The following is a 12,833-nucleotide window of genomic DNA, read 5'->3' on the forward strand; positions in this document are numbered from 1 at the left end:
TATTAGAACCAGCGAATGGCTGGTTCTTTTTTTAGGTTTGTTGTTTTTCACAATTCTATTGTAATGATCGTGGAACTAGCTTTCCGCAGGTAGTCCGCAACCCTTCTCGTTCGGTCACGCAGGAAATTCCCACTTCTATAGGTATTCATTTTTTAATTAACAACAAACTTTTAGAAAACAGGCAATAAAAAACGGACTCTTTCCAATTTGATTGTTTGGAAAGGTCCGTTTAAAAGTCAATATACTTTTTCAAACTCTTGTTGATAATTTTCTTCAAGATCTCTAATGATTTGAGGATCCACTGTATGAAGAGCCTCTGCTGCATGTTCCATCGCTTCTTCATAATCAAAGGTACGGAACGATTGTTCAGCCTCGGAAAGTTTTACAGCGACTGTTACATACTGTCTGCGATAACGGTTTCCATATTGGATCAATCGCTCTGCCCAAATTGCTCGATCAATCAGTTTATACGTTTTAGTATGGACATCATCAATGGCTTCTTCCGCTTCAATCAACCTATGAAGAACTTCAGCCATTTGCAATGGTTTATCATTCAGTTTCATTGAAACAGTTTGTAATTTGGTTTCAGCATCATGAAGTGACGCGTAATACTGTTCCGGCAAGCCAGGTAAATTATTACGATGGATTTCCTTTTTAGCATCAATCAGCTTTTTGCGGAATTCATGGATTTTTTCCACAGCTTCCAGTTCATCTTTACGAAGATTTTGCAGCTTTTCTTGATAGATCTCTGTCATTTCCCGAAGATCCTCAAGTTGTTTTGTTACACTTTCCAGCATCTCTTTAAGTGATGTAAAGGACTGGTTGTTTTCATCAACAGAATGAAAAATCGCCCCGACTCTTTTTTCCAATTTTTCAAATGATGTTTCCAGGCGTTCTTGAAGATCGATGTTTTCTTGTTCGATCTGATAACTTAACCGAACCACGTTCGTCTCTTCTTTCATCTTGTTGATTTCTGTCCCAAGCTCCTCGACATCAGCTTGTACTTGTTTGCCATCTGTCATCACATATTGCTTGGCTAGAACTTCTGCTTCAAGCCGATCATAAAGCTCTTCGATTTTCTTATTCATTTGAGAAATCTCTTCCTGAGCATCCTCTATATCGACGTCATTCACTTTTTCCGTTACGATCTGATACGCATAATCGATGACTTCAAGTTCTTTTTCAACACCGAGCTGCTCGACACGGAATCCTTGGTCTGACATTTCCTTCAGACCTTCCTTCAACTGTTTGATCGTTTCAGGAATCTCAGATTGTAGTTGATACAGCAACTCTGGCACGACTTCCAGTTCATATTGCAAGCGACGGATCTTTTCATCAAGCTGTATGATGTAGGTACGTGCTGCAATGTGGTTTCCATTTTCAGTCTCTTCATCATAACTAGTGAAATCTGCCGAAATATTCTCCAGTCGCTTTTCAAAGGTCTCAACCAATGGACCGAGTGCTCGATAATGGGTGAGAAGATGCTTCCTTAATTCTTTATAGCTCTCTTTAAGCTCACCGATTTCTTTTCGGTTCAATTCTTCACTTTCAACGAATTCATTGATTTCAGATGAAATCTCCTCTATCTTCTCTTCTATACTAAAAAGTGATTTCCTAGTGTCACTCAGAATGCCTCTTGCCTTTTTGAATCGATATTTATCCGAGGCATCTTCAGCATCAAATAGACTCTCTTCAAGACTAGGAAGTTGGAGGGTAACGATGTCGTCCCATTCTTCACGCCAAACCTCGAATTTCTTTTCGGTTTCCCCTATCATCTCCAATGCTTTCACTTTCGCGATCTCATCAGACAAAGGTTTATTCATGATATTGACTTTCTGTGTTTCCAGGTGATCAATTTGATCATAAATTTTCTTTCGAGTGTATGTACCGAATGCTATGAATACTGAAACTAACACGATCAGTGCTATAAAAATATATATCACAGGGACCATCCTTTCTTCCCTTTTTCAATTATGTATATTAGACTTATATAAATATCGACATATTTGTACGTTTTTCTCCAAATTTCATTCAGATTCGGCGTTCATCGTAACTACTATAATACCATGTCTGCTACTTTTATAACTACATTTTTTCGAAAATTTGATAAAAAATTGCTTTTTTCTTACAAAAGTACCATTTCAGGAGGATGATCATGAATATCTTTGACGGCCATATCCATACACCATACTGTCCGCATGGCACTAAAGACACGTTCAATCAGTACATTGAACATGCAATCGAACTTGGATACAAGGGTATGACATTCACTGAGCATGCCCCCTTGCCATCAGGATTCAGTGACCCTACTCCAGATCAAGACAGCGGTATGCAGCTTGATAAGCTCGAAAATTACATTCATCACCTTTCTCAGCTAAAGAAAGAATATAAGAATGATCTCCGTATTAAGACCGGACTCGAAATTGATTACATTGAAGAGTTCGAAAGCGAAACCACATCGTTTTTAGATCGTTATGGTCCTTACTTGGATGATTCGATCTTGTCTGTCCATTTCTTAAAAACAAAAAACGGTTATCATTGCATGGATTACAGCCCGGATGTTTACGGTAAGATACTAAAAGAAACAGGCTCCATCCACAATTTGTATACACTCTATTACGATACATTGAAGAAATCAGTTAAAGCCGAATTAGGTGCATATAAACCAAAACGAATCGGACATATCAGTCTAGTAATGAAGTTTCAAAAAAAATATCCGAACGACGCTATCAATAAGGAGGAGATCATAGAAACTCTTGATTTGTTTTCAGAAGAAAAATTGCAGTTAGACTATAATGGTTCGGGTGTAAATAAACCTTTATGTCGGGAACCTTATCCCCCAGATTGGATTATTTCAGAAGCCTTGAAAAGAAACATCCCTCTTGTCTATGGCTCAGATGCACATAGAGCTGGAGAACTGGGACAAGGTCTAGATAAAATACAGAAAGAAGCACCGCTCTCACAGCCTAGATAAGAGGCTGAAGCGGCGCTTTAATTTTCAGGCTGTTTTCGCCTAAATTGTTTCATAATGGAGCAAGATCAGCCTGCTCCAATACTTGAATTTGCTAATTTTTCTTTATCCTTTCCTGAAATCGATTCAGAATCATATTGGATACACAACGTATCATTCACCCAATCTTGTAGGGCGCTTGAATATTTGGATGTGAAATAGCGATCGTTGACCGAGAATTGGTAGATTTCCTTAACATATTGGGGATATAAAAACGGCATGAACAGCATGCTTCTCAACTGCATCGTCACCATGTTTTTCGAACACGGCTTGAACTCCTTCTGTTTCACACCTTGTTCAAGGATCGTAGTCAAGTAAAATTTTTCCTTCATGAGATAGGTCGTCATGATCTCACGGATGAGTGTGGTATCGATGCTGATTTCACGATGAACAAGCCTTGCAGCCTGTGATCGGCCTTGTTGATAAATAATGACCTCTTCAATCAAACGGATCAGACAAGTCCGTGCAGAATCCTTTTCCAGTCTTTCATAAGCGTCTTGCAATACCTGAAGATACCCTTCCAGGAATGACGACATCAAAAATTCAAGCAGTCCTCTTTTTCCACCAAAATAGTAAGAGATGAGAGAGACATTCACTCCAGCTTTTTCGGCAATATCACGAACAGAAGTCCCGGCATAACCATTGTTATTGAAAAGGGCTGCGGCTGATTCTGCGACTTTTTCTTTGGTGATGGATAACGCCTTCTTCATGGCAAATCACCTCAATATACAATCATTACTAACACCTTTCTTCTTTTCCTATAGAAATCCTTTGAAAATCCCTCGACATATGAGGTGAATGTTTCTGCAAATTCTGATATGATAAGACTAATTTCTTAGGATTGTGAGGGAATGCTCATGTTTCACGTCGAATCATACGCGGGAAATCGTGAAGAAAATTATGAATTACTAAACAAACAATTGAAAGCATTATTGGAAGGTGAAACAAATCAAATAGCAAACCTTGCAAATGCCTCAGCACTATTAAATCAATTCCTTAACGAAGTCAATTGGGTTGGGTTCTATCTGTTGGAGGATGACGAGTTAGTGTTAGGACCGTTTCAAGGGTTACCTGCCTGTGTACGAATTCCTGTGGGGAGAGGAGTTTGTGGAACTGCAGTAAAAGAAAACAAGACGATGCTTGTTGATGATGTTCATCAATTCCCTGGACACATTGCCTGTGATGCAGCCTCAAGGTCCGAAATCGTCGTGCCAATTGTCAAAAACGAAAAAGTGATTGGTGTTCTCGATATTGATAGTCCTGTCACATCACGTTTTGATGAAATTGACAAAAAGCATCTTGAAAAATATGTGCAAACGTTGAGAGAATTTCTTTGATCTAAGGCTTTATGATACTTTATTGTTGATTTTTGCGAAATTCACTCCCCTTCCGCAGGCAAACGGAAAGCGGAAGCGACCTGCTTAGTCACGTAGGCCACTGGAAGACTGACGAGGAGGCTCGAACCAAACAAAGAGTTGGTTCTACGTGGGCTAACTCATAAGGGCTTTTCCCGCAGGGGTGTCGCAAATTTCGCTTCAATCAAACTTAGGCAGAAATCAACTGTATTATTTTAAATAAGCCAAACTAATAATTATCGTATACATGAACGAGGCTGCGCGGATGGCAGCCTCGTTTTTATACATTTTATACGGTTTCTGATTTTCTGATATGACTTTGCAATGCTTGCTCAAGATCTTCCCAAATATCTTCTCTTGCTTCTAATCCAACAGACAGTCGGATCAAGTTATCAGTGATACCCATCCTCTCTCTCACTTCGTTCGGTACGACGGCATGGGTCATCGTAGCCGGATGCTGAATCAACGTTTCTGCATCACCAAGGCTTACTGCAATTTTCAATAGCTTCATGGAATTGATGAAATCCTGTGCGTCCTTTTTATTCCCTCTTATCTTAAAAGAAATCAAGCCGCCTGAACGATCCATTTGTCTTTGTGCGATCGGATAATCAACAAATTCAGGATCTCCTGGAAAATAGACGGATTGGACTGCAACATGTTCCTTCAATTTCTCTGCGATATACATCGCATTATCACAATGGCGGTCCATTCGGACGGGAAGCGTTTTCAACCCACGCAGCAATAGCCATGCATCAAAAGGTGACATGATACCTCCAATATCCTTTTGAGTTGTTGCAGCGATAAGATCGATTGTTTCTCTATCACTTACAACGAGACCTGCTACAACATCACCATGGCCACCGATATATTTCGTTGCACTATGAATCACGATATGAGCACCAAGTTCAAGCGGTCTTTGCAGATAAGGAGTGCAGAATGTATTGTCGACGACAACCTTGATATTATACTTAGCCGCAATTTTTCCGACCATTTCTAGGTCAACAAGAGCCATTGTCGGATTGATCGGCGTCTCTAAGAAGATGATTTTCGTATTGGGTTGGATGTGGGCTTCGATCACATTTGGGTCTGACATCGCAATCAGATTGTGTTCCACATTATACTTATCTTTGAGCATTTGAAGGAGTCCGAACGTACACCCATATACACCCTGGGAGCATAAGATATGGTCATCTGATTTCGTCAATCCCATAAGGACTGCAGACACAGCTGCCATTCCAGAACCAAAGGCCAATCCTTTCTCTCCCCCCTCTAAAACAGCAATACGCTCCTCCAGCATTTTTACAGTCGGATTACCGAGTCTTGAGTAAATATAACCTTCTTGTTCTCCCGCAAACCTCTGCTCTCCGGTTTCTGCATTCGGAAATACGAATGTGGAAGTGGGGAAAATCGGAGGTGCCAATGCCCCATGATACTGATCATACGAATACCCTGAATGGATAACTTTTGTTTCGAACCTATTACCTTTCTTCACTCTTAAACACTCCTTTCTCTATATATGTAAGCGTTTTCTGTTCATATCGTATCACAATCCGTTGTCATTTTGTGTTAAATTATTTTTGTATTTGTTTTTCCAGAAAAGTATTTAACGGAATTGTGACAATCCTGCAGAAAAAAGTGAGCCAGGCGAGACCCCGCAACGATTTAAGGACCTTCGACTATTCCTGTACAAGTAAGTTGCGGATCACCTGCGGAGTGAATTTAGAAACACTTAAGGTGAAAAGAGAAAGCCAGGAATCGCCTTGACTTTTAGTCTCAAACGTTATACACTATTCTTTGTGTAAATTAAGACAGCCATGTGAATTCATGTGAGCCCTCTCATTATGTTCCTTATAATTGCGGCTGATTGAAATTATAAGGTGCATCACGTAGCTTCATGCTGTCGAAGTGAAGGTGTATGAAAACATAATGAACACATGAACGATCACACCGGCACTGTTTTTTTTACAACAAAAAAATAGTGAAGGAGGAGCTATTTATGGCTCGTTATACAGGACCAAAATGGAAATTATCCCGTCGCTTGGGAATCTCTCTAAGTGGAACAGGAAAGGAACTTGAAAAGCGTCCGTACGCTCCTGGACAACACGGTCCAAACCAGCGTAAGAAAATCTCTGAATTCGGATTGCAACTTCAAGAAAAGCAAAAGCTTCGTCATATGTATGGAGTGAACGAACGTCAATTCCGTCGTATGTTCGATCAAGCAGGAAATATGAGTGGTATTCACGGTGAAAACTTCATGATTCTTCTTGAATCTCGTTTAGATAACCTTGTTTACCGTTCAGGACTTGCGCGTACTCGTCGCCAAGCTCGTCAATTAGTTGGACACGGGCACGTTACTGTTGATGGTAAACGTGTAGATATCCCATCTTACCGTGTGGCTCCAGGACAAGTAATCGGTTTACGTGAAAAATCCCGTAACCTTGACATCGTTAAGGAAGCATTGGAAGTGAACAACTTCGTACCTGAGTACCTTACTTTTGATGAAAACAAGCTTGAAGGAACGTATACTCGTTTCCCTGAGCGTTCTGAACTTCCTGCAGAAATCACAGAAGCACTTATCGTCGAGTTCTACTCACGTTAATAGTAGCTTTCGAAACCCTTGGGCATTAGCCCAAGGGTTTTTTATTGGACTAACAAAGGCTAGGTTCCAGAAGTCAAATTATAGACACGACCTTTTGTGTTCCCGGTAAAGTCAAAATTCATCGCTTTAAGTATGTAATTTACAACAGCTTCTGAATCAATATGCAGATATTTTCTTAATTCTTTATTGGTGATGGTCGGATTGATCAATAGAGCATAATCATGAAGAGCTTGAAGGTGAGCATTTTTCGAGGTCGCTTTGCAAACGAGGCAGATCCATTTGCCATGAACTCTTTTCATAGGAAGTTGAGTACATTCAGGACAAATTACTCCTGTTAGAAGGTCTTCGCTATTCAAGTTGAGCAAAGTGAGGATTTCAGGATCACTGAGAATGTGGCTATCAATGAGGAGGTTCTGTAGTCTTTGGAGCTCTTTTTTCGTGAAGAAAGCTTTATTGTGGTTATTATGAAGGGAAATGACGATATCCAATAGCTTTGTATCCCGTATCACTTTATCTGCAATACTATCCTCATTATTTCTAGGTTCTATTTTAGAATTTTCATTAACTATAACTACAAAATAGATGGGGATCTTATTGTTAAATTTGTGTTGCTGCAGCCAATTCACGAACTGAAAACGTTGATGGTTTACCTGCATGAGGGGATCCTTAAAGTAACCTTCCCTATCATCAAGTTGACGAATAAGTTGATTGTATTCTGTGTCAAAAATTAATTTACCGGATAGATTTTTTACTTCGGAGAAAATAAAAAAATGGGGATTCGTTAAGAGGACACCAATTTGGAAATGGTACTTTCCGCTGGATAAGCGTGACCCCTGAAAGATGTAATTGCCAAAGTTCTCTTGAAAACTAAAATGATAAACACCTGGTTCATAAATCCTTCAAGCGGATATGGAGTCTTTGCTTGTTGGTTCAGGAACCATAATTCAAGAAATTTTAGCAATAATCCTAGAAAAATTTGAATAATTCCAGGAATTCTAGTGGTAATTCTAGAAATTCGAGGGATGATTCCATAAATTAGTAAAAAGGGATCACAAAGATATTTCAATAAAACAGTAAAGAGCCGTCCAGAAACTGACGACTCTTCGTTATTTCTATCATCATTTTACAATCTTCACGAACTTCCTCTTTCCAACTTGGACGATCATCCCGTCTTCCACTGGAACTTGATGTTGGACGTCATCAACTTTCTCCTGATTGATCTTGACACCGCCATTTTGTATCATGCGGCGTGCTTCCCCTTTGGAATTCAAGAGACCTAAATTGACAATCATATCGACAATCCAGATTTCATCTTCGCCAGCCCAGGAATGTACAGGGATATCATCTGGCAATGCCCCTTTTGAGAAAACGGTTCTGAAGTGTTTTTCAGCAAGCTCGGCTTCATCATTACCGTGGTACATTTCCACGAAAGTCTTTGCGAGTTTGATTTTCATATCTCTTGGATGCAGTTCACCGCTTTGGACTCCTTGTTCAATAGCCCGCACTTCTTCTACAGACAATGGTGTTGCAAGTTCGAAGTATTTGATCATCAACTCATCCGGTATCGACATTGATTTTCCAAAGATCTCGTTCGGATGTTCATCGATTCCGATGTAGTTATTGAGTGATTTGGACATTTTACGAACACCATCCAAGCCTTCCATCAACGGTACAGTGATCGTCACTTGCTTCTCTTTACCATATTCCTCTTGAAGCTGGCGGCCCATCAACAGGTTGAATTTCTGATCCGTACCACCGAGCTCGATATCACTTTCGAGCGCTACAGAATCATAGCCTTGCATCAATGGATAGAAGAATTCATGGATTGAGATCGCTTGATTCGCTTTATAACGCTTTTCAAAATCGTCACGCTCAAGCATACGTGCAACCGTAACTTTGCCAGCCAACTTAAGTACGTCCGCAAAATTCAACTTGGACAACCATTTTGAGTTGAAATAAACTTCTGTTTTTTCCATATCAATGATCTTGCCGAATTGCTCGACATAAGTTTTTGCATTTTCTTTGATTTCATAGTCTGTCAGCTGTTTTCTAGTTTCCGATTTTCCGGTTGGATCACCAATACGACCTGTGAAATCACCGATCAATAACTGGATTTCATGCCCGAATTCCTGGAATTGCCGAAGTTTATGCAAGACAACTGTATGACCGACATGGACATCTGGTGCAGATGGATCAAGTCCAAGCTTCACCTTCAATGGCTTACCTGTCGCAATTGATTTCTCAATCTTCTTTTTCAAATCCTCTTCTGGTACAATCTCCACTGTCCCTCTTTTTAAAATTGTCAGCTGTCTCTCAACCTCTTCTTGTTGTGTTGGTGTGAGTACATGTTCTTTTTCCACTATCCATCACCCTTCCATCTCGCTAATTATACTTTTTAGTTAGTTTTTTATTAAATCAACTTAGAAAGTAATTGATACTTTCTTTAGCTTTGTTAAAGGACTTTGTTGATTTTAAACCGAAATTTACGACACTCCTGCGGGATAGCGAGCCAAGCGAGACCCCGCAGCGAGGAACTCGCGAGGAGGCTCGCGGATCGCCCGCGGAAAGGGAGTGAATTTCGTAAAAATCAACAATAAAACCTAACAAATCCAAATATAAAAAACGTCCCCTTCGTAATGAAAGGAACGTTAGATACGCGGTACCATCCTTCTTGAAGCAAAAAGCTTCCACTTCGTTCAGATAACGGCTTAGGGTGCCGCCTTTTGCTACTGAATCTTTCACAAAAGGTGCTCAAGGAGGTAATTCACAGTTTTCCTTTGTACTGGTTTTCACCGGCCACCAGCTCTCTGCTTACAGTGAGGAATCTGCTACTTCTTCCTGTCTACGCTTCATCATTATGTACATATATGTAAAAAAGTATAATCATTTTGTATCACATACCGTAAGACAATGTCAAATTAAATACCCTTATAAATCGACAACAAGGTATTCCATATGTCATGTATGTGCTATAATATAAGTTGGAAATTTAGGGGGGTATGACCATGAATCACCTATCAACCTTCATTGAAAAAATGAAACATTATATGAAGGTTTTAGATGATAAAAATGTATTTAAATTTAGCCGTATTACCGGGAAAGTGGTATGGAACCTGTTTTTAGTCTTATTAGTAATAACGATTGCCGGTGGCTTTTTTGCAACAGGCGTAGGAGCAGGTTACTTTGCTTCATTGGTGAAAGATGAAGAAATCAGAACATACGACAATATGAAGGATGAAATTTATAATTATACTGAGACAAGTAAAATTTACTTTTCGGATGGTACCTTACTAGGGAATCTCCGTTCCGATATTGTTCGACAAGAAGTTCCACTAAAAGAAGTTTCGCCTTATCTGGTCGATGCTGTCATTGCTACTGAAGATGAATATTTCAAAGAGCATGAAGGGATCGTACCAAAAGCAATCGCACGTGCCATTTTTCAGGAAGTTACTGGTGCCGCGGTGCAAACAGGCGGAAGTACTTTAACCCAGCAGCTTGTAAAAAATCAGATGCTAACAAGTGAAGTCTCTTTCGATCGTAAAGCAAAAGAAATGCTCCTCGCGTTGAGACTTGAACGATACTTTGAAAAAGATGAAATTCTGGAAGCCTATCTTAACATCGTTCCATTCGGGCGTAACGCTTCTGGACATAATATTGCTGGAATCCAAGCTGCAGCCCAGGGGATCTTTGGAGTGGATGCTAAAGAACTGAACCTGGCACAGTCCGCATATATCGCAGGAATGCCACAAAGTCCATTCGGGTATACCCCATTCACAAATAATGGGAAAGTAAAAGAAAACTTGGATCCAGGGCTCAACAGAATGAAAACGGTATTATCGAGAATGCTTTCTGGTGGCCACATAACCAAAAAGCAATATGACAAAGCTCTGACTCAAGACGTCACAAAAGAATTTACAAAAAGCTCACCGAGTCCATTTGAAAATTACCCGCATTTGACAATGGAAATCGAGAAAAGGGCCACAGATGTGATGAAAGTCGAGTTAGCCAAACAAGATGGTAAGAAGTATTCAGAATTGACACCGACTGAAAAGGCAAGCTACAAAAAAGCAGCTGATCTTGAATTACGCAAAAACGGTTATAAAATCGATATAACGATTGATAAAAAGATTTATGATGCATGGCAAAAAGCGAAAAATAAAGTTCCATATGGTCCTGATATCACAAACCCTGATACTGGAGAAAAAGAAATGGAAGATGTCGGTGCAATGCTAATCAAGAATGACACTGGGGAAATTCTCAGTTTCGTCGGCGGGCGTGATTATGAACAAGAAAACTTGAACCACGCGACACAATCATATCGACCGAATGGTTCGACGATGAAACCGATTCTTGTTTATGCGCCAGCAATGGAGATGGGACTGATCCAACCTGGATCTATTATTCCAGACACGAAATTCACTTATGCAAATACTGGAGGTTCTGGGGCCTGGAGTCCAAATAACTATGATGGTAGGTATCATGGACTTGTCACAGCACGTAAAGCATTACAATATTCATACAATATACCTGCAGCACGGACCTATGTGAAAATGGACCGTTTGAAAGCAACCGAATATCTCTATAAAATGGGCTTCACCACTTTAAGTGAAGAAGAACGTTACTATCCTTCTCTCTCTCTTGGTGGAATGACAACCGGGGTAACTGTCGAAGAGGCCACTAATGCTTATACAACCTTCAGTAATCAAGGGAAGTTCGTGGACGCTTATATGATCAAATCGATCAAGTCCAAAGATGGCGAAGTGGTATATGAACATAAATCGAAAAAAACGGATGTCTTTTCTCCGCAAACCTCTTATCTGACGTTAGATATGATGCGGGATGTCGTAAGAGGAGGTACAGCTCGCGGACTACCTGGTATGTTGAAGCACCCAGGTGTCGATTGGGCTGGTAAAACTGGAACGACTCAAGACTTCCATGATGCATGGTTTATCGCTACGAATCCTACTTTAACGATGGGCTTGAGACTGGGTTATGATACCCCTAAAAAGGTAGCTCAAGGATACGGTGCTCGTAGCCAAAGGGTTTGGGCAGCGCTGATGAACGCTACTTATGATGTAAAACCTGAGTTGTTGACAAAAGAAAAACATAAGCGCCCAAGTGGAATTACGAGCGCATCATTTTGTGGGATTTCCGGGAAACTCCCTTCTAAGTTGTGTAAGGAAGCTGGCCTTGTGAAAACGGACCTCTTCAATGTGAAGTATTTACCGAAAGAGGAAGACGACAGCCTGCAGCAAGTGAAATACGTTGTGAATGCAGAAGGCAAGAAATTCAAAGCCGCTGCTAATACACCTGGAGAATTCGCCTCAGACGGGGTCATGATCAATAAGGATTATTTTGATGATATTAATTTAGATAATATTATCAAAGACGATTGGGACAACATCATCGGTGAGGATGAGTTGAAGGATAATGGAAAAGCGCCAGGAGCAGTTTCATTGAAACGTAACGGTGCAACACTGACATGGAATGCTTCCGGTGAAAAAGATGTCATCGGTTATCGTATCTATCGTAAAGCCAATGGAAGTGATTCATATTCAGCAGTAGGTGAGGTGAAAGGCGGGAATTCAAAAAGCTTCAAGATTTCAGGCGGAAACTTTACGTATATCGTACGTGCAGTTGATATATCCGGGAAAGAATCGGAGAATAGCAACCCGGTGAAAGTTGGAAAAGATCCAGCACCACCTGAAGAGGATAAACCTAAGGATCCACCACCGCCAAAAGATGATGATAAACCAAAGCCGCCACCACCACCAGGAGATGACACGGAGGACGATCCCGAGAATTAAAGTTGCAAACAAAATGGACCTCGCAAGTTTACACTTGCTGAGGTTCATTTTTTATTGCCATG

At 40.4% G+C, this 12,833-nt stretch carries 9 protein-coding genes and 1 other annotated feature; of the genes, 4 read left to right on the forward strand and 5 right to left on the reverse strand.

The features are described 5' to 3' along the window. Positions 1-236: 236 nt before the first annotated feature. Positions 237-1,952 carry a septation ring formation regulator EzrA gene (gene ezrA, locus KOL94_RS10640; RefSeq protein ID WP_260412278.1) on the reverse strand — a complete coding sequence of 572 codons (1,716 nt, stop codon included), beginning with the start codon at positions 1,950-1,952 and terminating at the stop codon, positions 237-239. 203 nt (positions 1,953-2,155) lie between these two features. Here ezrA and hisJ point away from each other — a divergent pair, with 203 nt between their 5' ends. After that, the gene (gene hisJ, locus KOL94_RS10645) at positions 2,156-2,974 is read left to right on the forward strand and encodes a histidinol-phosphatase HisJ (RefSeq protein WP_221566407.1); all 819 of its coding nucleotides are present in this window, start codon (positions 2,156-2,158) and stop codon (positions 2,972-2,974) included. 65 nt (positions 2,975-3,039) lie between these two features. Here hisJ and refZ read toward each other — a convergent pair whose 3' ends face one another. Further along, positions 3,040-3,720 (reverse strand): forespore capture DNA-binding protein RefZ, encoded by a 681-nt coding sequence (gene refZ / locus KOL94_RS10650; RefSeq protein WP_221566408.1) that lies wholly within the window; start codon positions 3,718-3,720, stop codon positions 3,040-3,042. A gap of 147 nt (positions 3,721-3,867) precedes the next feature. Here refZ and KOL94_RS10655 point away from each other — a divergent pair, with 147 nt between their 5' ends. Then, a complete protein-coding gene (locus tag KOL94_RS10655; RefSeq protein ID WP_221566409.1) occupies positions 3,868-4,347 on the forward strand; it encodes a GAF domain-containing protein in 480 nt (159 codons plus the stop codon). A 307-nt stretch (positions 4,348-4,654) separates the two neighbouring features. On the opposite strand, the gene megL is transcribed toward KOL94_RS10655, so the two are convergent. Next, on the reverse strand, positions 4,655-5,857 hold the full coding sequence (gene megL, locus KOL94_RS10660; RefSeq protein WP_221566410.1) for a methionine gamma-lyase: 1,203 nt from the start codon (positions 5,855-5,857) through the stop codon (positions 4,655-4,657). A gap of 504 nt (positions 5,858-6,361) precedes the next feature. Between megL and rpsD the strand changes: the two genes are divergently transcribed. Then, entirely contained in the window at positions 6,362-6,964 is a 603-nt protein-coding gene (rpsD, locus tag KOL94_RS10665) for a 30S ribosomal protein S4 (protein ID WP_221566411.1), read from the forward strand. Between the two features lie 59 nt (positions 6,965-7,023). Here the strand turns inward: rpsD and KOL94_RS10670 are convergent, their stop codons facing one another. Together KOL94_RS10670 and tyrS are read right to left on the reverse strand one after the other, a co-directional pair. Then, on the reverse strand, positions 7,024-7,860 hold the full coding sequence (locus KOL94_RS10670) for a nuclease-related domain-containing protein (RefSeq protein ID WP_221567666.1): 837 nt from the start codon (positions 7,858-7,860) through the stop codon (positions 7,024-7,026). Between the two features lie 222 nt (positions 7,861-8,082). Beyond that, entirely contained in the window at positions 8,083-9,324 is a 1,242-nt protein-coding gene (gene tyrS, locus KOL94_RS10675) for a tyrosine--tRNA ligase (protein ID WP_221566412.1), read from the reverse strand. 278 nt (positions 9,325-9,602) lie between these two features. Next, positions 9,603-9,818, reverse strand: a binding site (T-box leader). A gap of 145 nt (positions 9,819-9,963) precedes the next feature. On the opposite strand from tyrS, the gene KOL94_RS10680 reads away from it, so the two are divergent. After that, positions 9,964-12,771 carry a transglycosylase domain-containing protein gene (locus KOL94_RS10680; RefSeq protein WP_483298072.1) on the forward strand — a complete coding sequence of 936 codons (2,808 nt, stop codon included), beginning with the start codon at positions 9,964-9,966 and terminating at the stop codon, positions 12,769-12,771. The last annotated feature ends 62 nt before the right edge of the window (positions 12,772-12,833 follow it).

Origin of the sequence: Alkalihalobacillus sp. TS-13 (genome assembly GCF_019720915.1) — a bacterium.
Lineage (GTDB): Bacteria > Bacillota > Bacilli > Bacillales > Fictibacillaceae > Pseudalkalibacillus.

Coding starts and splice junctions, on each gene's coding strand:
- refZ (WP_221566408.1), bottom strand. CDS start 3,720: ATGAAGAAGGCGTTATCCATCACCAAAGAAAAAGTCGCAGAATCAGCC.
- ezrA (WP_260412278.1), bottom strand. CDS start 1,952: ATGGTCCCTGTGATATATATTTTTATAGCACTGATCGTGTTAGTTTCA.
- hisJ (WP_221566407.1), top strand. CDS start 2,156: ATGAATATCTTTGACGGCCATATCCATACACCATACTGTCCGCATGGC.
- KOL94_RS10680 (WP_483298072.1), top strand. CDS start 9,964: ATGACCATGAATCACCTATCAACCTTCATTGAAAAAATGAAACATTAT.
- KOL94_RS10655 (WP_221566409.1), top strand. CDS start 3,868: ATGTTTCACGTCGAATCATACGCGGGAAATCGTGAAGAAAATTATGAA.
- rpsD (WP_221566411.1), top strand. CDS start 6,362: ATGGCTCGTTATACAGGACCAAAATGGAAATTATCCCGTCGCTTGGGA.